Here is a 21,373-nt window from a genome sequence, read left to right on the forward strand (position 1 = left end):
ATGCACGTCACCGGACTCGATCATCTCGTGCTCGTCAGCGATGATCCCGAACGGCTCATCGCCTGGTACGTCGACGTGCTCGGGCTGGAGCCGCTGCGGCTGGAGCGGTGGCGGGCGGGCGAGGTGCCGTTCGCGTCGCTGCGGGTGGACGCCGGCACGATCGTCGACGTGCAGCGCGGCTCCCGGTCGGGCACCAACCTCGAGCACCTCGCGCTGGTCGTCGACGCCGATCCCGACGCGCTCGCCGCGCTGGCCACCGCGCACGGCGTCGGCCCGCCGCGGGACCTGTTCGGGGCCCGCGGCCAGGGCCGGGGCATCTACCTACGCGACCCCGACGGCAACGGGGTCGAGCTGCGCACCTACTCCCCCACCCGCCCGGCCGCGGCGCTCGCCGACCCCGTCGACGGGTTCCGCCTCGCCTACGACGACCTCGGCGACGGCGACCCCGTCGTCCTGCTGCACGGCTGGCCCGGCGACCGGCACGACTTCCGCGACGTCGTCGGCCGCCTCGCCGGGTCGTGCCGGGTCGTGGTGCCCGACCTGCGGGGTTTCGGCGCCACCGAGCGCCCGGCCGACGCCGGGCCCGCCGAGTTCGCCGCCGGCCCGCAGGCCCGCAGCGTCGTCGGGCTGATCGAGCAGCTGGGGCTCGGCCCGGTCGTCCTGGGCGGCTACGACGTCGGCTCGCGCACCGCGCAGGAGCTGGCGCGGTCCCGCCCGGACCTGGTCCGGGCGCTGGTGGTCTCCCCGCCGACCCCGGGTGCGGGGCCGCGCGTGCTGTCCGCGGCGGCGCAGGAGCAGTTCTGGTACCAGCACTTCCACCGGCTCGCGCTCGCCGAGCACCTCGTCGACGGCGACCCCGTCGCGGCCCGCCGCTACCTCGCCCACTTCTGGTCGCACTGGTCCGGGCCCGGCTTCACCCCCGACGACGCCGAGCTCGACCGGCTCGCCGCCGGCTACGGCCGCCCGGGCGCGTTCGTGGCGTCGGTCAACTGGTACCGCGCCGGGGCGGGCACGGTCGCCCGGTCCGTCGCGGAGCAGGTCCCGGCACCCGCCGACCGCCTCGCGGTCCCGACGACCGTCCTGTGGCCCGAGCACGACCCGCTGTTCCCGCGCGAGTGGTCCGACCGGCTCGACGCGTTCTTCTCCGACGTCGACCTCCGGTTCCTCGACGGCGTCGGCCACTTCGTCCCGATCGAGGCGGCGGCGGAGTTCGCCGCCGCGATCCTCACCCGCGTCCAGGAGAGTGCATGAGCAGGTCGCATCCGCAGCAGTGGTCGGTGAACGCGTCGGTCGACCGGCCGGACCCCGCCGACGTCGCCGCCCTGCGGGAGTTCTCGACCACCCAGATCGCCGACTGCGGCGGGCCCGTCTCGGTGGTCGGGCCGCCGCTGCGGCGCGTGGCGGGCGGGCCGGAGATCTGCGGGACCGCCGTCACGGTCTGGACGAAGCCGGGCGACATCCTGTTCGTGCTCAAGGCCCCCGACCTGATCGGCGAGGGCGACGTGCTCGTCATCGACGCCGGGGGCCGCGACGACGCCGCCGTCATCGGCGACATCGTGGGTCGCACGATCCGCGACCGCGGCGCGGTGGGGCTGGTCGTCGACGGGGCGGTGCGCGACGTCGCCGGGCTCGACGAGGTCGGCCTGCCCACGTTCGCCCGCGGCGCCCATCCCGCCACCGGGTCGAACCAGGGCCCCGGCGCGATCAACGTGCCCGTGCAGTGCGGCGGCGTGGCCGTGCACCCCGGCGACGTCGTGCGCGGCGACTCCAGCGGGCTGGTCGTCGTGCCGCGCGCCGAGCTGGCGGCCGTGCTGGAGCTGACGCGCGCGGTGGCGCAGCGGGAGACCGACTGGCTCGCCGCCGTGGCCGGCGGGCAGACCCTGGCGCAGGCCACCGGGATCGACGCCCTGATCGACGCCCGCGGCGGGACCGAACCCCCCGCTCCCTGATCACGGCGGCGCCGACACGGGTGTGCGCGACGGGCGGACCGCGGCCCGGCCCGTCGCGCAGCCGTCAGGAGTTGGTGCCGTTCTCCGGGACCACCGGGCTCTCGTCGCCGCCCACGTCGTCGGAGTCGGCCGGGGCGTCGACGGTGCGGTTGGCCTCGGGGAGCAGCTCGCGCAGCGCCGGACCGGTGATGCGGCGGAACGAGCGGCGCGGGCGGCCGCGGTCGAGCACCGCCACCTCCAGCGCGCGCACGCCGAGCACGGCGGGCTGGGCGGTGCCGGCGTTGCCCGGGGTGGAGCTGGTCTGCAGTGCCTCGACCGCGAGCGCGATCGACTCCGCCAGGCCCAGCCCGGCCCGGTAGGTGTCCTTGAGCTTCGCGCTGATCGGCTCCGTGGTGCCGCCCATGACCACGAACTGCGGCTCGTCGGTGATCGAGCCGTCGTAGGTGATGCGGTAGAGCTGGTCGGCGTCGGCGGTGACCCCGACCTCGGCGAGGCACAGCTCCACCTCGTAGGGCTTCTGCTGCTCGACGAACGACGTGCCGAGGATCTGGGCGTAGGTGTTGGCGAGCATCCGCCCGGTGACGTCGCGGCGGTCGTAGGTGTAGCCGCGGACGTCGGCCATCCGGATCCCGGCGTTGCGCAGCGTCTCGAACTCGTTGTAGCGCCCGACCGCGGCGAACCCGATGCGGTCGTAGATCTCGGAGACCTTGTGCAGCGCGGTGGACCGGTTCTCCGCGACGAACAGCACGCCGTCGGTGAAGGTGAGGACCACGACGCTGCGGCCGCGGGCGATGCCCTTGCGGGCGAGCTCGGAGCGGTCGCGCAGGAGCTGGTCGACCGACGAGTAGAACGGCATCGTCATGGGGTCAGCCTCCGGGGTTCTCGGTGCGGCCGGCCACGACCTGGGCGACGACCTCGGCGATCTCGGTCTCCGGGCGGCGCATCGCGCCCTCGGGGCCGGTGATCGACACGACGATCGGGTAGAGCTTGCGGGTGAGGTCGGGTCCACCGGTCGCCGAGTCGTCGTCGGCGGCGTCGTAGAGCGCCTCGACCGCGGTGCGGACGGTGGTGGCCAGGTCGGCGTCGACGCGGTGGCGCTTCTTGAGCGCCGACTTCGCGAACACCGACCCGGAGCCGACGGCGTGGTAGCCGAGCAGCTCGTCGTAGCGGCCGCCGGTGGCGTCGTAGGTGACGATCCGGCCGGCCTTCGACGGGTCGGGGGCCTCGGTGTCGTAGCCGGCGAACAGCGGCACGACCACGAACCCCTGCATCGCGGCACCCAGGTTGGCGCGGACCATCGCGGCGAGCTTGTTGGCCTTGCCGTCGAGGGACAGCGTGGTGCCCTCGATCTTCTCGTAGTGCTCGAGCTCGACGGTGAACAGCCGCACCATCTCCAGCGCGATGCCCGCGGAGCCGGCGATGCCGACGGCGGAGTGCGAGTCGGTGACGAACACCTTCTCGATGTCGCGCTGGGCGATGACGTTGCCCTGGGTGGCGCGCCGGTCGCCGGCGATGACCACGCCGCCGGAGAACACCAGCGCGACGATGGTGGTGCCGTGCGGGACCTCCAGCGCCCCGCCGGCGGGACCGGCCGGCACCGCGGAGGGGAGCAGGTGCGGCGCGTGGGCGGTGACGAAGTCGGTGAAGGACGACGGGCCGGGCGCGAGGTACGCGTCCAGGCCGACAGGGGCGCGACGCCCCGGATCGGGGAACGACATGGTCAGGTCTGCGCCTCTCGTCGTGCGGGTACTGCTCGTGCGGGGTGCGGGGTGCGGGGCAGCCGGGGAGGCTACTCGCCGCCCTTCTGGACGTAGGCGCGGACGAAGTCCTCCGCGTTCTCCTCGAGGACGTCGTCGATCTCGTCGAGGATCGTGTCGACGTCCTCGCCGAGCTTCTCGCGACGCTCCTGGCCGGCCGCCGCGGCGTCGGCACCCTCGTCGTCGTCCCCGCCGCCGCCACCCTGACGCTTCGTCTGCTCCTGCGACATGACGCCTCCTGTCGATAGGTCGTGCTGGGTTGAACACTAACCCAGTACGCCGACGAAAGTCCGTGATCCGGCGCGCGACGATGCCGCTCAGCCGCGGGTGAGCGCCTCCACCAGCTCCTCCGCCGTACGCGAGTTGTCGATCAGTTCCCCGACGTGCGAGCGGGTGCCGCGCAACGGCTCCAGCGTCGGGATGCGGACCAGCGACTCGCGGCCCAGGTCGAAGATCACCGAGTCCCACGAGGCCGCCGCGACCTCGGCCGGGTAGCGCTCCAGGCACCGCCCGCGGAAGTAGGCGCGGGTGTCCTCCGGCGGCGCGGTCATCGCGGCGGTGACGTCGTCCTCGGAGACCAGCCGCTTGATCGAGCCGCGCGTGGCGAGCCGGTTGTAGAGGCCCTTCGCCATCCGCACGTCGGCGTACTGCAGGTCGACCAGGTGCAGGCGGGGTGCGTCCCAGGTGAGCCCGTCGCGCTCGCGGTAGCCCTCCAGCAGCCGCAGCTTCGCGGTCCAGTCGAGGCGGTCGGCGGTGCTCATCGGGTCGCGCGCGAGGTCGTCGAGGACCTCGCCCCAGATCTGCATGACCTCGGCGGTGGCCTCGTCCGGGCTGTCGCCGACGTGCGCGCGCGCCTTCTCGAAGTACGCCTGCTGGATGTCCAGACCCGTCATCCGCCGGCCGTCGGCCAGGTCGACCGTGGTCTTCAGCGTGGGATCGTGGCTGATCCGGTGCACCGAGCGGACCGGCTCGGCCAGGCGCAGCTCGTCGAACCGCACGCCCTTCTCGATCATGTCCAGGACGATCGCGGCCGTCCCCACCTTCAGGAGGGTGGAGTACTCGCTCATGTTGGCGTCGCCGATGATGACGTGCAGGCGGCGGTACTTGTCGGCGTCGGCGTGCGGCTCGTCGCGGGTGTTGATGATGCCCCGCTTGAGCGTGGTCTCCAGGCCGACCTCGACCTCGATGTAGTCGCTGCGCTGCGCGAGCTGGTAGCCGGCCTCGTCGCCCGCGGCACCCCGGCCGACCCGGCCCGCGCCGCAGACGACCTGGCGCGTCACGAAGAACGGCGTCAGCCCCGAGACGATCGACGGGAACGTGGTGGAGCGCGCCATCAGGTAGTTCTCGTGGGCGCCGTAGCTCGCGCCCTTGCCGTCGACGTTGTTCTTGTAGAGCTGGATCCGCGGAGCCCCGGGCACGGTGGCCGAGCGCATCGCGGCCTCCTCCATCACCCGCTCCCCCGCCTTGTCCCACACCACGATGTCGCGCGGGGTGGTGACCTCGGGGGTGGAGAACTCGGGGTGGGCGTGGTCGACGTAGAGCCGCGCGCCGTTGGTGAGGATGACGTTCGCGGCGCCGAGGTCGTCGAGCTCGGAGTCGACGGGGTTGTGCATCGTGGGCGCGGAGAGGTCGAAGCCCCGGGCGTCGCGCAGCGGCGACTCCACCTCGTAGTCCCAGCGGGCGCGCCGCGAGCGCGGGATGTCGGCGGCCGCGGCGTAGGCCAGCACCACCTGCGTGGACGTGATCACCGGGTTGGCGGTGGGGTCGCCCGGGACCGAGATGCCGTACTCGATCTCGGTGCCCATGATCCGACGGGCCGTCACGGGCGGGCCTTCAGCGCACTCATGCGTCGAGCCTAACCGCCGCGGCCGCAAGGCCACCGGCGTGCGCCCGTCGATCATGTTGCATGATGAGACCGGCATCACATGCGGCCTCCTGCATGATCGGGGTTTCCCGAGCCCGAAGGGGGCGGTTCTCGATGCCGGAGACGATGAAGTCCTTCGTGATCAAGACGGTCGGAGCGACCGAGGTGGTCGAGAAGCCGATCCCCGATCCCGGTCCGGAGGAAGCGATCGTCCGCACCACCGCGGCCCTGATCTGCACCTCCGACGTGCACACCGTCAAGGGGGCGCTCCCGGTCCCCGACGGCCGCACGCTCGGGCACGAGTCGGTCGGCGTCATCCACAAGCTGGGCTCGGCCGTCACCGGCTTCGAGGAGGGCCAGCGCGTCGTCGTCTGCGCGGTGACGCCCTGCTACCGGTGTTCGGCGTGCCAGCGCGGGTTCACCAGCCAGTGCGGCGGGGCGCTCGGCGGCTACAAGTACACCGTCCAGATGGACGGCAACATGGCCGAGTACTTCGTGGTACCCGCGGCCGCGGCCAACCTCACCCCGATCCCCGAGGCGATCAGCGACGAGCAGGCCGCCTACTGCTGCGACATGCTCACCACCGGGTTCATGGGCGTCGAGCACTGCTACCTGCAGTTCGGCGAGACGGTGGCGATCTTCGCGCAGGGCCCCGTCGGCCTGTCCGCGACGATCGGCGCGCAGCTGATGGGCGCCGGGCGGATCATCGCGGTGGAGTCCCGCCCCGAGCGTCAGGCCCTGGCGAAGCGCTTCGGCGCCACCGACATCGTCGACTTCAGCCAGGGCAGCCCGGTCGAGCAGATCATGGACCTGACGAACGGGGAGGGCACCGACGCCGCGATCGAGGCGTTCGGGTTCCCGCAGACCTTCGAGGACTGCCTGCGCGTCACGAAGGCGGGCGGGCGCGTGTCGAACATCGGGTACCACGGGGAGAACCCGGCCCCGCTGCAGCTGCCGCTCGACGCGTTCGGCCTGGGCATGAACGACAAGTCGGTCCACACCGGCCTGTGCCCCGGCGGCAGCGAGCGGATGAAGCGGCTGCTGCGCCTGCTGGGGTCCGGCCGCATCGACCCGACCCCGATGACGACGCACACGTTCGGCTTCGACCGGATCGGTGAGGCGTTCGAGATGATGACGACGAAGGCGGACGGCATCGTCAAGCCCCTCATCACCTTCCCCTGACCCCGCCCCGTGATCGGCCCTTCCGCCCCGGCTGGAGGGCCGATCACGGGTCCGCGGGCGAGTCCCCCGCCGCCGGCCACAGCGGCTCCGGTGACAGGTGCGCCACCAGGATGTCGCTGATCTCCCGCAGCGCCGCCTGTTGTTCCGGGCCGAGCCGGTCGAACAGCAGCGCCCGGACCTCGTCGACGTGCCCGGGTGCGGCCGCCCGCAGCCGCTCCATCCCGGCCTCGGTCAGCGAGGCGAGCTGGCCGCGCTTGTCCGACGGGCAGGGTCGCCGCTGTACCCAGCCGGCCTCCTCCATCCGCGCGACGGCGTGCGAGAGCCGGCTGCGCGAGCTCAGCGACGTCGAGGCGAGCTGGCTCATCCGCAGCGTCCGGTCCGGGGCCTCGGAGAGCCGCACGAGGATCTCGTAGTAGGCGTGCGGCAGTCCGGCCCCCTGCTGGAGCTGGCGCTCCACGCGGTCCCAGAGCAGCCGGCTGGCCGTGAGGAAGCTCCGCCAGGTGCGCTGCTCGTCGGCGCTCAACCATCGTGTGTCGTCCACGTCACCCTCCCGGAATAGTTGAACTCTCAAGCCGCTTCCTCTAGTGTCACTCTCAACACCTGAGAGTTCAACTAATCACGGAGGCTTCGATGACCACGGCAGCACAGACCCAGATCCCCGGCTACATCGCCGGCACATGGGACATCGACCCGGTGCACTCCGAGGTCTCCTTCTCCGTCCGCCACATGATGGTCAGCAAGGTACGCGGCAAGTTCACCGCTTTCAGCGGCGCGATCACCACGGCCGACGACATCACCGCATCGGGTGTGCAGGTCGAGATCGACGCCACCTCGATCGACACCAGCAACGCGCAGCGCGACGGCCACGTCCGCTCCGCCGACTTCTTCGACGTCGAGAACCACCCCACGTGGGCCTTCTCCTCCACCTCGGTGCGCGCCGACGGCGGCGAGCTGGTCGTCGACGGCGACCTCACCATCAAGGGCATCACCAGGCCGGTCACGCTCGACGTCGAGGTCGGCGGCTTCGGCCCCGACGCCTACGGCGGCACCCGCGCCGGGTTCACGGCCACCACCAGCATCAACCGCAGCGACTACGGCGTCGACATCGCGATGCCGCTCGACGGCGGCGGCGTCGTGGTCAGCGAGAAGGTGCAGATCACGCTGGAGATCCAGGGCGTGCTGCGCACCGCCTGATCCCCCACCGACCCGGCTCCCCGACGGCCCCTGACGCCCCGCGTCGGGGGCCGCGGTGTATCCAGGGCGTCGGGGTCCGCCGCTACCGTGGCCCCGTGACCCACCGCGAGTTCCGGACGCCGGCACCGCTGGCCGGGCTCGTCGAGTGCGGCTGGGTGTCCCGGACCGGCGCCGACGAGCCGGGCGGCGCCCGGGACGTGCTGCCCGACGGTTGCATGGACCTGATCTGGACCGGCGACGGCGTGATCGTCGCGGGACCCGACACCGCACCCCATCCGGCCCGCCGCGTCCCGGGCACGGTGCTGGTGGGCCTGCGGTTCGCCCCCGGCCGGTTGCCCGGGCTGCTCGGCGTGCCGGCCGCGGCGCTGCGCGACCGGAGGACACCGCTGGCCGACGTGCTCGGCGCCCGTCCGGCGGCCCGGCACCGCGGACCCGACCCGGTCACCGACGCCCGCGGGGCGGCCGCGCTGCTCACCGACCTGGTCACGGGCCTGCCCGGCCCCGGTCCCGAACGCGCGGCCGCGGAGCTCGCCGCCCGGATCGGGGCGGGGTCGGGCGTCGCCGCCACGGCCGACGCGCTCGGCTGCACGACCCGCACGCTGCACCGGCGCTGCCTGGAGGCCTTCGGCTACGGCCCGTCGGTGCTGCGCCGGGTGCTGCGGTTCCGCCGCGCGGTGGCTCTCCTGCACGCGGGCGTCACCCCGGCCGAGGTCGCGGCCCGCGCCGGGTACGCCGACCAGCCGCACCTCTCGCGCGAGGTGCGGGCGCTGGGCGGGGTGGCGCCCGGTCAGCTGGGCGCGAACAGGTCGACGGTCAAGCCGTCCGGGTCGAGCACGCCGGCGTAGCGCTGGCCCCACGGCGCGTCGAACGGCTCCCGCTCGCCCCGGTGTCCCGCGCCGGTCAGCTCGGCGTACGCCGCGTCCACCCCCGCCGGGTCCGGCAGCAGGAACGCGATCCCCACCCGACCCCCGGTCACCGGGGGCACCCAGTCGGGGTCCAGCGACCGGGCGACGTCCTCGGTGTCGAACATCAGCCGCAGCCCGCCGGGCAGCGCCGCCTCGACGTGCGGCGCGGACTCTGCACCGTCGGGGAACTCCAGGCCCAGCATGCGGTAGAACGCGCAGGTCGCCGCCATGTCGCCCACGACCTGCCCGATGGCGTCCAGCTTCGCCTCGATCGTCATGCCGCCACGCTAGGGCGCCGCGCCGCGTACGTCGTGTACGGATCGGACACGGCATCGGGCGACCCGCGCCCCCGGGCCGCGTGTGGGCGTTCCGCGGTCTCGGGCTGCTCGCCGCCGGGGTGACCTGGCTCGCCGTCGGCTCGGCGACCGGTCTCGAACCCGCCGGGCGCACGGTCGCCGCGATCGGCGTGCTGACGCTGCGGGCCGTCGGGACCCATCCCCGCCGCACCGTGCTCGGCATCATGATCGCGACGGCGTTCCTGTCGATGTGGGTGTCGAACACCGCGACGACGCTGATGATGCTGCCGATCGCGCTGAGCGTGCTCGCGCTGCCGGTCGGCACCCCGCCCAACGCGATCGTGTTCGGCAGCGGCACGGTGACCATCGGGCAGATGGCCCGCGGCGGGGCGGTGCTCAACGTCGTCGGCGTCCTGCTGATCACCCTGTTCAGCCGGCTGCTCGGCGGGTGGGCGCTCGGCCTGCAGTACTGAGCGCGGCGGGCTCAGGCCGGCCCGACGTAGACCCAGCGCCCGCCCACCCGGCGGAACCGGCTGTGCTCGGCCACCACTCCCCCGTCGTGGTGCGCCCGGAACTCGACGGTGCCGGTGGACTCCAGGAGCCCGCCGCCGGTGCGGTCGAGCACCTCCAGGCGGGTCCAGCGCGTGTCCGGGTCGACGTCGACGCGTCGCGGGCGGGTCTCCGGGTCCCACGACGTGCGCAGGTACTCGGCGTCCCCGACGGCGAACGCGCTGAACCGCGACCGCATCAGCGCCTCCGCGGTGGGGACGGCGGCTCCGCGGTGGTACCGGCCGCAGCAGTCGTCGTAAGGGGTGGGGAGGCCGCAGGGGCAGGTGCGCACGGGGCGAGTCTCCCGGCCGGAGCCCGCGCGCGGCACCGCGGGTGGCTGCGGGAGGATCCCCGCATGTCCGTCGAGCCGGGACCGCGGCCCAGCGCGGGCGAGGTGCTGCTCCCGGACGGGACCCGGGTGCGCGGCCGCGGACGACGCGAGCCACCCGCCGAGCCGCCCCCGGAGTTCGGGCTCTACCTGCACCGGCGCCGCACCCTGCTCGGTCGCCCGGTGCTCACACCCGACTGGGCCGCGCAGTGGCTGGACTGGCCCGACTTCCGCGTGCCCCGCGACGGTGAGCGGGCCGCGGCCGCCGTGGAGCACGCCTACCGCCTCGCCCGCGACGGCCGCCGCGTCGAGGTGGCCTGCGACGGCGGCACCGGGCGCACCGGGACCGTCATCGCGTGCATGGCGGTGCTCGCCGGGCACCCCGCCGCCGACGCCGTGGCCTGGACCCGTCAGCACTACCGCCCCCGCGCGGTCGAGACCGCGGCCCAGCGGCGCTGGGTCCTCTGGTTCGCCGACCGCTGACCCCGGGGACGCCGACGGGGCCGGTCGCACTGCGACCGGCCCCGTCTCCAGGCGTGCCCTACAGGTACTGACCGGTGTTCGACGCCGTGTCGATCGCCCGGCTGCTCGCCTCGTTCTTGCCGGTGACCAGCGTGCGGATGTAGACGATCCGCTCGCCCTTCTTGCCCGAGATCCGCGCCCAGTCGTCGGGGTTGGTCGTGTTGGGCAGGTCCTCGTTCTCGGCGAACTCGTCGACGATCGCGTCGAGGAGGTGCTGCACCCGCAGGCCGCGCTGGCCGGACTCGAGCACCGCCTTGATGGCCGACTTCTTGGACCGGTCGACGATGTTCTGGATCATGGCGCCGGAGTTGAAGTCCTTGAAGTACAGGGTCTCCTTGTCACCGTTGGCGTAGGTGACCTCCAGGAACCGGTTCTCCTCGGTCTCGTCGTACATCCGCTCCACCACGCGCTCGATCATCGCGTCGATGCAGGCCTTGCGGTTGCCGCCGAACTCCGCGATGTCGTCGTCGTGCACCGGCAGGGTGTCGGTGAGGTACTTGGAGAAGATGTCCTGGGCCGCCTCGGCGTCCGGACGCTCGATCTTGATCTTGACGTCGAGCCGGCCCGGCCGCAGGATCGCCGGGTCGATCATGTCCTCGCGGTTGGAGGCGCCGATCACGATGACGTTCTCCAGGCCCTCGACGCCGTCGATCTCGGCGAGGAGCTGGGGCACGATCGTGGTCTCGACGTCGGAGGACACGCCGGACCCGCGGGTGCGGAAGATGGAGTCCATCTCGTCGAAGAACACGATCACCGGGGTGCCGGCGCTCGCCTTCTCGCGCGCCCGCTGGAAGATCAGCCGGATGTGCCGCTCGGTCTCGCCCACGAACTTGTTGAGCAGCTCGGGACCCTTGATGTTGAGGAAGAACGCCCGCCCCTCGTTGGGGTCGTCGCCGCGCTGGGCCGCGATCTTCTTGGCCAGCGAGTTGGCGACGGCCTTCGCGATGAGCGTCTTGCCGCAGCCGGGAGGACCGTAGAGCAGCACGCCCTTGGGGGGCCGCAGCTCGTACTCGGTGAACAGCTCGGCGTGCAGGAACGGCAGCTCCACGGCGTCGCGGATCTGCTCGATCTGCCGGAACAGGCCACCGATGTCGGAGTAGTCGACGTCGGGCACCTCCTCCAGCACGAGGTCCTCGACCTCGGCCTTGGGCACCCGCTCGTAGGCGTACCCGGCCTTGGAGTCGACGAGCAGCGAATCGCCCGGCTTGAGCTTGACGAGATCCGGGTCGGAGGTGTCGAAGAGCGGCGCGGCGAGCCACACCACGCGCTCCTCGTCGGCGTTCCCGACGACCAGCGCACGGCCCGCGAGGCCGTCGGCGGTGGGCTCGGACAGCACCTCGCGGAGCCCGAAGACCTCGCCGATGCGCTCGAAGTCGCCCGCCTCGACGACGGTGAGCGCCTCGTTGAGCCGCACGGTCTGGCCGCTCTTGAGCTCATCGATGGACACCGCGGGCGAGACCGCCACCCGCATCCGACGACCGGAGGTGAACACGTCGACCGTCGCGTCCGGGAACTGCTCCAGGAACACGCCGTACCCGCTCGGGGGCTGGGCCAGCCGGTCGACCTCCTCGCGGAGGGCGATGAGCTGCCCCCGGGCGTCCTTGAGCGTCTCGGTCAGCTTCTCGTTGCGTGCCGAGAGCTGGGCGAGCCTGCTGGCCGACTCGGCGAGCCGCTGCTCCAGGGCACGAGCCTGGCGGGGCGACTCCGTGAGCTTGCGGCGGAGTAGGGCGACCTCTTCTTCGAGGAAGCGGATCTGGGCAGTTGCCTCGTCGGGACTCATGTCCCCCGAGCCACCTGGGTTCTGTCTGCCGGTTCCGTCGTAGGGGTTCACGGCATCCTCCCTCCGTGTTCCGTTTCCATACGGTACCTGGACACCCTGACACATGCGGTGCGGCGAAACGGTGATTGATCACTCACGCGGACGGCATCTTGACGAGCGAGCTACCTCCCGTTCCCGTGACGGTATGCGCGCAGGTGGCGGAGCGCGCCGCGTCCGGTCAGCGGGTGGAGGTGGGCCGGCGCTGCGGTCGGGGCGGGCTGACGCCGTCGGCCAGTCGACGGGCCGTGACCAGGAACGCCGTGTGGCCCTGCATCCGGTGCTCCGGACGGACGGCGAGCCCGACCACGTGCCAGGCCCTGACCAGCGACTCCCAGGCCTCCGGCTCGGTCCAGCACTGCTGCTCGCGCAGCGCCTCGGTGAGCCGGGAGAGCTGCGTCGTGGTGGCGACGTAGCCGACGAGGACTCCACCCGGGACGAGGGCCGCAGCTACCGTCCCGAGCTGCTCCCAGGGGGCCAGCATGTCCAGGACGACCCGGTCGACCTGCCCGTCCGCGACGTCGGCGTGCGCGGCGAGGTCGGCAACGGTCAAGGACCAGTTGGGTGGGATCGAGCCGAAGAACTGCTTCACGTTGCGCTCGGCGTGCTCCGCGTGGTCCTCGCGGATCTCGTAGGACACCACCCTTCCGGTGGGACCGACGGCCTGCAGCAGCGAGCAGGTGAGCGCGCCCGATCCCGCACCGGCCTCCAGCACGCGGGCACCCGGGAACACGTCGCCCCACATGAGGATCTGCGCGGCGTCCTTCGGGTAGATGACCTGCGCGCCGCGGGGCATCGACAGGACGTAGTCGGCCAGGCGGTGGCGCAGCGCCAGGTACGGGGTGCCGACGGGCGAGAGGACCAGGCTGCCCTCGGGCTGCCCGATGAGGTCGTCGTGCCGGATCCCGCCGCGGTGCGTGTGGTACTGCGCGCCGGTCTCGAGGGTGATCGTGTAGTGGCGGCCCTTCGGGTCGGTCAGCTGCACGCGGTCGCCCGAGCGGAACGGCCCGCCGCGCGCCGGACCGGTGGCGACGTCGTCGTCGCTCACGCGGTGCCGGCCAGGCGCCACTGACCGTCGATGAGCTGCATCGAGGCACCGTCGGTGCGGGGCTGGCCCTGGCGCGTCGAGGTCCAGCGGATCGTCGCGTTCAGCCCCTGCACCACGACGTCGTCGACGACCGTGCTGCCCGCGGCCTCGACCGCGGTCTCGGCCGCCCCCGGCTGGCCGAACACCGCGGCGAGCGCCTCATCGCAGGTCCCGGCCTGTCCCCCGCCCGCCTGCACCGCCGCCACGAGCTGCGCGCTGGTCTCCGGCGCGCTGAGCGAGCAGGCGATCGGCCAGTCCTGGGTGGCGATGGCCTGCTGGTAGGCGCGCAGGGCGGCCTCGACGGCGGCCTCCTCGGGCCCGACCGCACCGGGCCCGGGCGTCGCCGTCGGGGCCGCGGTGGCCGTCGGGGCGGCGGACGTGGGGTCCGCGGGTGCCTCGGCGCCGCCCGTGGAGCACGCGGCGAGCAGCGCCGCGAGCGCTGCGGCGGCCACTGCGGATCGCATGGTCTTCATCGCAGGACAACCTACGGGGCGCGGCCTCCTGCGGATCGCCGACCCCGGATCGGCGACCCGGGAGGGTGTCGGGGTCGTCGCCTACTGTCGCTGCGTGACCCGCCGCCCCGCCCTCTCGCCGTCGCGGGCCGGCGACTTCAAGCAGTGCCCGCTGCTCTACCGGTTCCGCACGATCGACCGGCTCCCCGAGCGGCCCACCCGGGCCCAGATCCGCGGCACGCTGGTGCACACCGTGCTGGAGCGGATCTTCGACCTGCCGGCCGCGCAGCGGGTGCCCGCCGCGGCCCGCGCACTCGTCGCACCGGCCTGGGCGCAGCTGTGCGAGGAGGACCCGGGGCTGGTCGGGGTCCTGTTCGAGGGGGCGGAGCCGGAGCTGGCCGGGTGGCTGGAGTCCGCGGGCGCCCTCCTCGACGCCTACTTCCGGCTGGAGGACCCCCGCCGGCTCGAACCCGAGGCCCGTGAGCTGCTGGTGGAGACGGAGCTCGACTCCGGGCTGCCGCTGCGCGGCTACCTCGACCGGCTCGACGTCGCGCCGGGCGGGCAGATCCGGGTCGTCGACTACAAGACCGGCGCCGCCCCGCGGGAGGTCTTCGAGGCGCGGGCGCTGTTCCAGATGAAGTTCTACGCACTCGCCCTGCTGCACCTGCGCGGCGTCGTGCCCACCCAGCTGCTGCTGATCTACCTGGCCGACGGCGCGTGCCTCACCTACACCCCCGACGAGGACGAGCTCCGCCGCTTCGAGCGCACCCTCGAGGCGATCTGGGCCGCGGTGCTCACCGCGGGCCAGACCGGCGACTTCCGGGCCAGCCCGAGCCGGATGTGCGACTGGTGCAGTCACAAGGCGCTGTGCCCGGCGTGGGGCGGCACTCCCCCGCCCTACCCCGGCTGGCCCGCCGTCACCGGGGACGACGGCACCGGGGACGACGGCACCGGGGACGAGGGCACCGGGCACGAGGGCACCGGGCACGAGGAGTCGGTGCTCGACCGGGCCGACTGAACAGGCATGATCGACGCCGTGCCGGCAGCTCTCGAACCCTTCTACATCCCCACCGACGGTCCCGACGGCGAGCGCTTCCACGCCACGTTCTCCACCACCGGGCCGTGGTTCGCCGACGCGCAGCACGGCGGGCCGCCCGCCGCGCTGCTGATCCGGGCGTTCGAGCGGTGCGAGCCGCGGCCCGGGATACAGCTCTCCCGCATCACCGTCGAGGTGCTGGGCAGGATCCCGGCGGGCGACGTCGAGGTGCGTGCGCAGGTGGAGCGGCCCGGTCGCAGCATCGAGATGCTCGGTGCGGAGATGCTCGCCGGTGGGCGCGCGGTGCTGCGGGCCCGCGCGTGGCGCCTCGCGGAGGGCGACACCGCCGAGGTCGTCTCGGGCACGGAACCCGCCCTCCCGCCACCCGACGGCGCGCAGGTCCACCCCGACCGGGCTGAGGGCTGGCTCCCCGGCTACATCGACGCCGTCGAGTGGCGATGGGTCTCCGGCGGCTGGGACGTCCCGGGGCCGGGCGAGCTGTGGGGCCGCCCGCGGGTCCCGCTCGTCGAGGGTGAGGAGATCACCCCGCTGCAGCGCCTGGCCGTGGTGGGCGACAGCGCCAACGGCATCGGGTCACCGCTCGACATCCGCCGCTGGCTCTACGTCAACACCGAGCTGACGGTGCACGTGCACCGCGCCCCAGTCGGCGAGTGGGTCGGGGTGCGCGCGAGCAGCGTCATCGGCCCGACCGGGCTGGGCACGGCCACCGGCCTGCTGTTCGACGAGCACGGCCACACGGCCCGCACGACCCAGGGCCTTACCGTGCGGCCGCGCTAGCCGGACTCAGCCCCGGCCGTCGATCGCGCGGCAGGACCGGATCTCCGAGGCCAGGATGGCGCGGGCCCCGAGCTCCGCGAGCTGGTCCATGACCCGGTTGACCTCGCGCTTGACCACCATCGACCGCACCGCGGACCAGCCCGCCTCGGTGAGCGGCGAGACGGTGGGCGCCTGCAGCCCGGGGCTGATCTTCTTGGCGCGGTCGAGCAGCTCGTTGCGGCAGTCGTAGTCGAGCATCAGGTACTGGCGGGCGTAGACCACGCCGCGCAGCCGCTCGATGAACACGATCTTCTCGTTCTTGATGTCGACCGACTCCTCGCGGTCGGGCCGCGGCTCGCGCTCGATCAACGTGGCCTCGGACTGCGCGATGGCGTCGCCGATGACCTGCAGGTTGTGCTGGCGCAGCGTCCGCCCGGACGACACGACGTCGGCGATGGCGTCGGCCAGGCCGAGCTGCACCGAGATCTCCACCGCGCCGTCGAGCTTGACGATCTCCGAACGGACCCGGTTGCGGGCCAGGTGCGAGCGGACCAGCCGGGGGTAGGACGTGGCGATCGTCTTGCCCTCGAGGTCCTCGAGCTTGCCGATGTCGCCGTCGACGGGGGCCGCGTAGCGGAACTTCGACTGGCCGAAGCCCAGCTCCAGCACCGTCTGGACCTGGCTGCCGGACTCCTCCATGAGGTCGGCCCCGGTGACGCCCAGGTGCAGGTCTCCGGATCCGACGTAGGTGGCGATGTCCTTGGGCCGCAGGTAGAAGAACTCGATGCCGTTCTCGTCGTCCTGCATCGACAGGTCACGCGAGTCCGAGCGCTGCCGGTAACCGGCCTCGCGCATCATCGTGGCGGCGGGTTCGGCCAGGGTGCCCTTGTTCGGGAGTGCGACGCGAAGCATGAGCTCGTCCTTACGGGAAATCGGCCTTACAGGAACTTGTAGACGTCTTCGAGCGTGATGTTGCGGCCGATCATCAGAACCTGCACGCGGTAGAGCAGCTGCGAGATCTCCTCGGCCAGGGCGTCGTCGGCCTCGTGCTCGGCGGCGAGCCACACCTCGCCCGCCTCCTCGAGGACCTTCTTGCCCTGCGCATGGACGCCCGCCGCGAGTGCCTCCACCGTGCCCGACCCCGCGGGCTTCGTGGCGGCCTTCTCCGTCAGCTCGACGTAGAGCTCATCGAAGGTCTTCACCGGGATTCACCTCTCACGGAACCAGTGTCATATGTCGTGTACGGCGTGCCTCGTCGCCGTCGGGTGGCTGCTGCCTCCGGCCACTCACCTGCGCCGGACGGGCGGTGGGGACCGTGGAACGCGCAACGAACTCCGACGAGAGGCCACCTCGCGCGGTCCAACGGTCTCACGCCGCGTCCGCCTCCCGTGCCCGGGTGTAACCACTACGCAGTTCGGCGGCGGTCAGACCGACCAGTGAGTCGCGCTGCACCCGGCCCGGCCCGGCGGGGACCGGCACCTCGCACGGCACCACCAGCACCGCAGCGCCGGCCCGCCCGGCCGCCAGCGCGCCGGTCGGCGAGTCCTCCACGGCCAGGCAGTCGCGCGGGTCGACGCCGAGCAGCTCCGCGGCCCGCAGGTACGGGTCGGGATCGGGCTTGCCGCGGGGCACCTCGTCGCCGCAGACCGACACCGTGAAGTGCTCGCGGCCGATGCCGTCCAGGGCCAGCTCGGTGAGCTCACGGCCGGTGTTGGTGACCAGCGCGGTGGGCCAGCCCGACTCCCGCACCATCCGCAGTGCCGCCTGCGCACCCGGCCGCCACTCCAGGCCCCCGCGGAACAGCTCGCCGGTGCGGCGCAGGATCAGCCGCTCCGCCTCGGCCATCCGGTCGGCCTCGTGCGGCAGGCCGAGGTCGTCGAACATGATGACCAGCGTCCGCGGCAGGTTGGAGCCGATGATCGCCTCACGGGCCGCGGCGCTGAGCTCGCCGCCGAGACGCCGGGCGGTGTCGGCGAGCGAGACCGTCCAGACCTTCTCGGAGTCGACGAGCGTGCCGTCCATGTCCCAGAGCACCGCACTCGGGCTATCCGGCATTGAAGTACTTCGCCTCCGGGTGGTGGGCCACCATCGCGTCGGTGGACTGCTCGGGGTGCAGCTGCAGCTCCTCCGACAGCTCGACGCCGATCCGGCCGGGCTGCAGCAGGTCGACGAGCTTGGTGCGGTCCTCCAGGTTGGGGCACGCGCCGTAGCCGAGCGAGTAGCGGGCGCCGCGGAAGCCGAGCTTGAAGAACTCCTCCACGTTCTCGGGGTCCTCCGCCGCCACCGCCTCGCCGGAGGGGAACGTCAGCTCCTCGCGGATCCGCCGGTGCCACAGCTCGGCGAGTGCCTCGGTGAGCTGCACGCCCAGGCCGTGGACCTCGAGGTAGTCGCGGTAGGCGTCCTTCGCGAACAGCTCGTTGGCGTAGTCGGCGATCGGCTGGCCCATCGTGACCAGGTGCAGCGGCAGGACGTCGACCTCGCCGCGCTCGATCGCCACCGACCGCGGCCGCCAGAAGTCGGCGAGGCACAGGTGCCGGTCGCGGCGCTGGCGCGGGAAGGCGAGCCGGTACTTCTCGGGGGCGTCCGGGCGGGGCTCGGTGAGCACGACCAGCTCGTCGCCCTCGGAGACCGCCGGGAAGTAGCCGTAGACCAGCGAGGCCCCCGCGAGGACGCCCTCGGTCGACAGGCGGTCGAGCCAGTACCGCATCCGCGGGCGACCCTCGGTCTCCACGAGCTCCTCGTAGCTGGGCCCGTCGCCCTTCTTGGACCCGCGCAGCCCCCACTGGCCCAGGAACAGCGCGCGCTCGTCGACCATGCCGGAGTACTCGGCGAGCGAGATGCCCTTGACGACCCGGGTGCCCCAGAACGGCGGCGTCGGGATCGGGTTGTCGACGGTGACGTCGGAACGGTCCGGCATCGGCCCGGCGACGGCGGCCTCGGCGGCCTTGCGCTTGGCCGCGACGCGCTGCGACTTCTCGTGGCGCGCCTTGCGTTCGGCCTTCGCGGCCTCCTCCTCCGGCGTGGTCTCGGGGACCTCGCCGCGGCGGCGCGCCATCGTGGCGTCCATCAGGCGCAGTCCCTCGAAGGCGTCGCGGGCGTAGGACACGCGGCCCTCGTAGACCTCCTGCAGGTCGTTCTCCACGTAGGAGCGGGTGAGTGCGGCGCCGCCGAGCAGCACCGGCAGCTTCGCCGCGGCCCCGCGGGAGTTCATCTCCTGCAGGTTCTCCTTCATGATCACCGTGGACTTGACCAGCAGTCCGGACATCCCGACGGCGTCGGCCCGGTGCTCCTCCGCGGCGGACAGGATGGTGGAGATGGGCTGCTTGATGCCCAGGTTGACCACCGTGTAGCCGTTGTTGGTGAGGATGATGTCGACGAGGTTCTTGCCGATGTCGTGCACGTCGCCCTTGACGGTGGCGAGCACGATCGTGCCCTTGCCGGTGTCGTCCTCGGCCTTCTCCATGAACGGCTCGAGGTAGGCCACCGCGGTCTTCATCACCTCGGCGCTGGCCAGGACGAACGGCAGCTGCATCTGGCCGGAGCCGAACAGCTCGCCGACGGTCTTCATGCCCGACAGCAGCGTGTCGTTGATGATCTCCAGCGCGGGCCGGGACTCCAGCGCCTGCGCGAGGTCGGCGTCGAGGCCCTCGCGCTCGCCGTCGACGATCCGGCGCTCCAGGCGCTCGAACAGCGGCAGCCCGGCCAGCTCCTCCGCCCGCGTGGCGCGGGCCGAGGACGCGGAGACGCCCTCGAACAGCTCCATGAACCGGTTGAGCGGGTCGTAGCCCTCGCGGCGGCGGTCGTAGACGAGGTCGAGGGCGACGGAGCGCTGCTCGTCGTCGATCTTGGCCATCGGCAGGATCTTGGCCGCCGAGACGATCGCGGTGTCGAGCCCGGCGTTGACGCACTCGTGCAGGAACACCGAGTTCAGGACCTGGCGGGCGGCGGCGTTGAGGCCGAAGGAGACGTTGGAGACGCCGAGCGTGGTCTGCACGTCGGGCCAGCGCCGCTTGAGCTCGCGGATCGCCTCGATCGTCTCCAGCGCGTCGCGGCGGACCTCCTCCTGCCCGGTGGTGATCGGGAAGGTGAGGGTGTCGACGACGATGTCCTGCACGTGCATGCCGTGGTTGGTGGTGAGGTCGCGGATCAGCCGGTCGGCCACCCGGACCTTCCACTCCGCGGTACGGGCCTGGCCCTCCTCGTCGATGCACAGCGCCACGACCGCGGCGCCGTGCTCGCGCACCAGCTCCATCGCGCGCTGGAAGCGGGAGTCGGGCCCATCGCCGTCCTCGTAGTTGACCGAGTTGATGATCGACCGGCCGCCGAGGCGCTCCAGTCCGGCCCGGATGACCTCGGGCTCGGTGGAGTCGAGCATCACCGGCAGCGTCGACGCGGTGGCCAGGCGCCCGGCCAGCTCGTTCATGTCGGCGACGCCGTCGCGGCCGACGTAGTCGATGCACAGGTCGATCATGTGCGCGCCCTCGCGGGTCTGGTCGCGCGCGATCCCGACGCAGGTCTCCCAGTCCTCCTCGAGCATCGCGTCGCGGAACTTCTTGGACCCGTTGGCGTTGGTGCGCTCGCCGATCATGAGGACGGAGGTGTCCTGGCGGAAGGGCACCGACGCGTAGAGCGAGCTCAGGCCCGGCTCCGGGCGCGGCTGTCGCGGCGTCGGGGTGAGGGTGCGGACGGCCTCGGCGAACGCGGTGACGTGGGCCGGGGTGGTACCGCAGCAGCCGCCGACGAGCTGCAGCCCGTAGTCACGGACGAACGTGGCGAGCGCCTCGGCGAGCCCGTCGGGGTCGAGCGGGTACTCCGCGCCGTTCGGGCCGAGCACCGGCAGGCCGGCGTTGGGCATGACCGAGAGCGGGATGCGCGAGTGCTTCGACAGCGTGCGCAGGTGCTCGCTCATCTCGGCGGGGCCGGTGGAGCAGTTGAGCCCGATCAGGTCGATGCCCAGCGGCTCCAGCGCGGTGAGCGCGGCGCCGATCTCCGAGCCCAGCAGCATCGTGCCGGTGGTCTCCATCGCGACCTGCGTGATGATCGGGATACGGCGGCCCTCGGCCACCATCGCCCGCTTCATCCCCAGCACCGCCGCCTTGACCTGCAGCAGGTCCTGGCAGGTCTCGACGACGATCGCGTCGGCCCCGCCTTCGAGCATGCCGCGGCCGCACTCGGTGTAGGCGTCGCGCAGGCTGGCGAAGGTGGCGTGGCCCAGCGTCGGCAGCTTGGTGCCGGGGCCCACGGAGCCCAGGACGAAGCGCGCGTGGTCGGGGGTGGACATCTCGTCGGCGACCTCGCGCGCGAGCTGCGTGCCCTTCAGCGCGAGCTCGTGGATGCGGTCGGAGATGTCGTAGTCGGCCAGGTTCGGCAGGTTCGCCCCGAACGTGTTGGTCTCGACGGCGTCCGCGCCGGCCTCGAAGTACGCGCGGTGGATGTGCCGCACGACGTCGGGCCGGGTGTCGTTGAGGATCTCGTTGCAGCCCTCGAGCCCGGCGAAGTCGTCGAGGGTCAGGTCGGCGGCCTGCAACATGGTGCCCATCGCGCCGTCGGCGACGACGACGCGCTGGTCGAGCACGTCCATCAGGGTGGTGTCGAACGGCGTCTGCTTCACTGCGGGGGACTCGGGTGGCACGAGTACCACGTTAACGGTCGTGGGGGT

22 protein-coding genes and 1 pseudogene are annotated in these 21,373 nt (G+C 72.6%); 9 read left to right on the top strand and 14 right to left on the bottom strand.

Features of this window, described 5'->3' with window-relative positions; all coding sequences use genetic code 11:
- The gene (locus tag I4I81_RS07865) at positions 1–1,251 is read left to right on the top strand and encodes an alpha/beta fold hydrolase (protein ID WP_225924516.1); all 1,251 of its coding nucleotides are present in this window, start codon (positions 1–3) and stop codon (positions 1,249–1,251) included.
- Positions 1,248–1,949, top strand: coding sequence for an RraA family protein (locus I4I81_RS07870; RefSeq protein ID WP_218604223.1), 702 nt, complete (start codon positions 1,248–1,250; stop codon positions 1,947–1,949). Before I4I81_RS07865 ends, I4I81_RS07870 begins: the two co-directional genes overlap by 4 nt.
- Positions 1,950–2,013: 64 nt before the next feature.
- Here the strand turns inward: I4I81_RS07870 and prcA are convergent, their stop codons facing one another.
- The 4 genes from prcA to dop all read right to left on the bottom strand — a co-directional run bounded on the left by prcA (position 2,014) and on the right by dop (position 5,511).
- Positions 2,014–2,811 carry a proteasome subunit alpha gene (gene prcA / locus I4I81_RS07875; RefSeq protein ID WP_218604222.1) on the bottom strand — a complete coding sequence of 266 codons (798 nt, stop codon included), beginning with the start codon at positions 2,809–2,811 and terminating at the stop codon, positions 2,014–2,016.
- A gap of 4 nt (positions 2,812–2,815) precedes the next feature.
- Positions 2,816–3,667 carry a proteasome subunit beta gene (prcB, locus tag I4I81_RS07880; RefSeq protein WP_218615925.1) on the bottom strand — a complete coding sequence of 284 codons (852 nt, stop codon included), beginning with the start codon at positions 3,665–3,667 and terminating at the stop codon, positions 2,816–2,818.
- A gap of 71 nt (positions 3,668–3,738) precedes the next feature.
- The gene (locus tag I4I81_RS07885; RefSeq protein WP_141276402.1) at positions 3,739–3,936 is read right to left on the bottom strand and encodes a ubiquitin-like protein Pup; all 198 of its coding nucleotides are present in this window, start codon (positions 3,934–3,936) and stop codon (positions 3,739–3,741) included.
- Positions 3,937–4,023: 87 nt separating this feature from the next.
- Entirely contained in the window at positions 4,024–5,511 is a 1,488-nt protein-coding gene (gene dop, locus I4I81_RS07890; RefSeq protein ID WP_218605451.1) for a depupylase/deamidase Dop, read from the bottom strand.
- A 173-nt stretch (positions 5,512–5,684) separates the two neighbouring features.
- Between dop and I4I81_RS07895 the strand changes: the two genes are divergently transcribed.
- Positions 5,685–6,752, top strand: a complete 1,068-nt coding sequence (locus I4I81_RS07895) for an NAD(P)-dependent alcohol dehydrogenase (RefSeq protein WP_218605445.1) — start codon at positions 5,685–5,687, stop codon at positions 6,750–6,752.
- A 43-nt stretch (positions 6,753–6,795) separates the two neighbouring features.
- Here I4I81_RS07895 and I4I81_RS07900 read toward each other — a convergent pair whose 3' ends face one another.
- A complete protein-coding gene (locus I4I81_RS07900) occupies positions 6,796–7,293 on the bottom strand; it encodes a MarR family winged helix-turn-helix transcriptional regulator (protein ID WP_218605446.1) in 498 nt (165 codons plus the stop codon).
- An 89-nt stretch (positions 7,294–7,382) separates the two neighbouring features.
- On the opposite strand from I4I81_RS07900, the gene I4I81_RS07905 reads away from it, so the two are divergent.
- Entirely contained in the window at positions 7,383–7,946 is a 564-nt protein-coding gene (locus I4I81_RS07905; protein WP_218605447.1) for a YceI family protein, read from the top strand.
- Between the two features lie 95 nt (positions 7,947–8,041).
- Positions 8,042–8,791 (top strand): helix-turn-helix domain-containing protein, encoded by a 750-nt coding sequence (locus I4I81_RS07910; RefSeq protein WP_218605448.1) that lies wholly within the window; start codon positions 8,042–8,044, stop codon positions 8,789–8,791.
- Here I4I81_RS07910 and I4I81_RS07915 read toward each other — a convergent pair.
- Positions 8,734–9,129, bottom strand: a complete 396-nt coding sequence (locus I4I81_RS07915) for a VOC family protein (RefSeq protein ID WP_218605449.1) — start codon at positions 9,127–9,129, stop codon at positions 8,734–8,736. The two genes, I4I81_RS07910 and I4I81_RS07915, sit on opposite strands and share 58 nt — an antisense overlap.
- Before the next feature lie 182 nt (positions 9,130–9,311).
- Here I4I81_RS07915 and I4I81_RS07920 point away from each other — a divergent pair.
- A pseudogene (locus I4I81_RS07920) lies at positions 9,312–9,620 on the top strand (SLC13 family permease); the annotation flags it as partial.
- Between the two features lie 11 nt (positions 9,621–9,631).
- Here the strand turns inward: I4I81_RS07920 and I4I81_RS07925 are convergent.
- Entirely contained in the window at positions 9,632–9,988 is a 357-nt protein-coding gene (locus tag I4I81_RS07925; protein ID WP_226363816.1) for a YchJ family protein, read from the bottom strand.
- 63 nt (positions 9,989–10,051) lie between these two features.
- Here I4I81_RS07925 and I4I81_RS07930 point away from each other — a divergent pair, with 63 nt between their 5' ends.
- Positions 10,052–10,507 carry a protein-tyrosine phosphatase family protein gene (locus tag I4I81_RS07930; RefSeq protein WP_218605480.1) on the top strand — a complete coding sequence of 152 codons (456 nt, stop codon included), beginning with the start codon at positions 10,052–10,054 and terminating at the stop codon, positions 10,505–10,507.
- Between the two features lie 58 nt (positions 10,508–10,565).
- Here the strand turns inward: I4I81_RS07930 and arc are convergent, their stop codons facing one another.
- The 3 genes from arc to I4I81_RS07945 form a co-directional block, all read right to left on the bottom strand.
- Entirely contained in the window at positions 10,566–12,326 is a 1,761-nt protein-coding gene (gene arc, locus I4I81_RS07935) for a proteasome ATPase (protein ID WP_225924517.1), read from the bottom strand.
- 217 nt (positions 12,327–12,543) lie between these two features.
- Positions 12,544–13,410, bottom strand: a complete 867-nt coding sequence (locus I4I81_RS07940) for a tRNA (adenine-N1)-methyltransferase (protein ID WP_218605482.1) — start codon at positions 13,408–13,410, stop codon at positions 12,544–12,546.
- Positions 13,407–13,913: a hypothetical protein gene (locus tag I4I81_RS07945; protein ID WP_218605483.1), complete on the bottom strand. Its 507-nt coding sequence runs from the start codon at positions 13,911–13,913 to the stop codon at positions 13,407–13,409. The genes I4I81_RS07940 and I4I81_RS07945 overlap by 4 nt, the downstream gene beginning before the upstream one ends.
- On the opposite strand from I4I81_RS07945, the gene I4I81_RS07950 reads away from it, so the two are divergent.
- Entirely contained in the window at positions 13,912–14,919 is a 1,008-nt protein-coding gene (locus I4I81_RS07950) for a RecB family exonuclease (RefSeq protein ID WP_218605484.1), read from the top strand. The two genes, I4I81_RS07945 and I4I81_RS07950, sit on opposite strands and share 2 nt — an antisense overlap.
- A gap of 6 nt (positions 14,920–14,925) precedes the next feature.
- Positions 14,926–15,735 (top strand): thioesterase family protein, encoded by an 810-nt coding sequence (locus I4I81_RS07955; RefSeq protein WP_218615926.1) that lies wholly within the window; start codon positions 14,926–14,928, stop codon positions 15,733–15,735.
- A 6-nt stretch (positions 15,736–15,741) separates the two neighbouring features.
- On the opposite strand, the gene hisG is transcribed toward I4I81_RS07955, so the two are convergent.
- From hisG to metH, 4 genes are all read right to left on the bottom strand, one after another.
- Positions 15,742–16,626 carry an ATP phosphoribosyltransferase gene (hisG, locus tag I4I81_RS07960; RefSeq protein WP_218604699.1) on the bottom strand — a complete coding sequence of 295 codons (885 nt, stop codon included), beginning with the start codon at positions 16,624–16,626 and terminating at the stop codon, positions 15,742–15,744.
- Between the two features lie 26 nt (positions 16,627–16,652).
- Positions 16,653–16,916, bottom strand: a complete 264-nt coding sequence (locus tag I4I81_RS07965) for a phosphoribosyl-ATP diphosphatase (RefSeq protein ID WP_218604704.1) — start codon at positions 16,914–16,916, stop codon at positions 16,653–16,655.
- Positions 16,917–17,082: 166 nt separating this feature from the next.
- Positions 17,083–17,748, bottom strand: a complete 666-nt coding sequence (locus tag I4I81_RS07970; RefSeq protein ID WP_372453652.1) for an HAD family hydrolase — start codon at positions 17,746–17,748, stop codon at positions 17,083–17,085.
- Positions 17,749–17,758: 10 nt separating this feature from the next.
- Positions 17,759–21,295: a methionine synthase gene (gene metH / locus I4I81_RS07975; protein WP_218604708.1), complete on the bottom strand. Its 3,537-nt coding sequence runs from the start codon at positions 21,293–21,295 to the stop codon at positions 17,759–17,761.
- Between the last annotated feature and the right edge of the window lie 78 nt (positions 21,296–21,373).

This window comes from Pseudonocardia abyssalis (genome assembly GCF_019263705.2).
Lineage (GTDB): Bacteria > Actinomycetota > Actinomycetes > Mycobacteriales > Pseudonocardiaceae > Pseudonocardia > Pseudonocardia abyssalis.

Coding starts and splice junctions, on each gene's coding strand:
- I4I81_RS07865 (WP_225924516.1), top strand. CDS start 1: ATGCACGTCACCGGACTCGATCATCTCGTGCTCGTCAGCGATGATCCC.
- I4I81_RS07870 (WP_218604223.1), top strand. CDS start 1,248: ATGAGCAGGTCGCATCCGCAGCAGTGGTCGGTGAACGCGTCGGTCGAC.
- prcA (WP_218604222.1), bottom strand. CDS start 2,811: ATGACGATGCCGTTCTACTCGTCGGTCGACCAGCTCCTGCGCGACCGC.
- prcB (WP_218615925.1), bottom strand. CDS start 3,667: ATGTCGTTCCCCGATCCGGGGCGTCGCGCCCCTGTCGGCCTGGACGCG.
- I4I81_RS07885 (WP_141276402.1), bottom strand. CDS start 3,936: ATGTCGCAGGAGCAGACGAAGCGTCAGGGTGGCGGCGGCGGGGACGAC.
- dop (WP_218605451.1), bottom strand. CDS start 5,511: ATGGGCACCGAGATCGAGTACGGCATCTCGGTCCCGGGCGACCCCACC.
- I4I81_RS07895 (WP_218605445.1), top strand. CDS start 5,685: ATGCCGGAGACGATGAAGTCCTTCGTGATCAAGACGGTCGGAGCGACC.
- I4I81_RS07905 (WP_218605447.1), top strand. CDS start 7,383: ATGACCACGGCAGCACAGACCCAGATCCCCGGCTACATCGCCGGCACA.
- I4I81_RS07915 (WP_218605449.1), bottom strand. CDS start 9,129: ATGACGATCGAGGCGAAGCTGGACGCCATCGGGCAGGTCGTGGGCGAC.
- I4I81_RS07930 (WP_218605480.1), top strand. CDS start 10,052: ATGTCCGTCGAGCCGGGACCGCGGCCCAGCGCGGGCGAGGTGCTGCTC.
- arc (WP_225924517.1), bottom strand. CDS start 12,326: ATGAGTCCCGACGAGGCAACTGCCCAGATCCGCTTCCTCGAAGAAGAG.
- I4I81_RS07950 (WP_218605484.1), top strand. CDS start 13,912: ATGGTCTTCATCGCAGGACAACCTACGGGGCGCGGCCTCCTGCGGATC.
- I4I81_RS07945 (WP_218605483.1), bottom strand. CDS start 13,913: ATGCGATCCGCAGTGGCCGCCGCAGCGCTCGCGGCGCTGCTCGCCGCG.
- I4I81_RS07955 (WP_218615926.1), top strand. CDS start 14,926: ATGATCGACGCCGTGCCGGCAGCTCTCGAACCCTTCTACATCCCCACC.
- hisG (WP_218604699.1), bottom strand. CDS start 16,626: ATGCTTCGCGTCGCACTCCCGAACAAGGGCACCCTGGCCGAACCCGCC.
- metH (WP_218604708.1), bottom strand. CDS start 21,295: ATGGACGTGCTCGACCAGCGCGTCGTCGTCGCCGACGGCGCGATGGGC.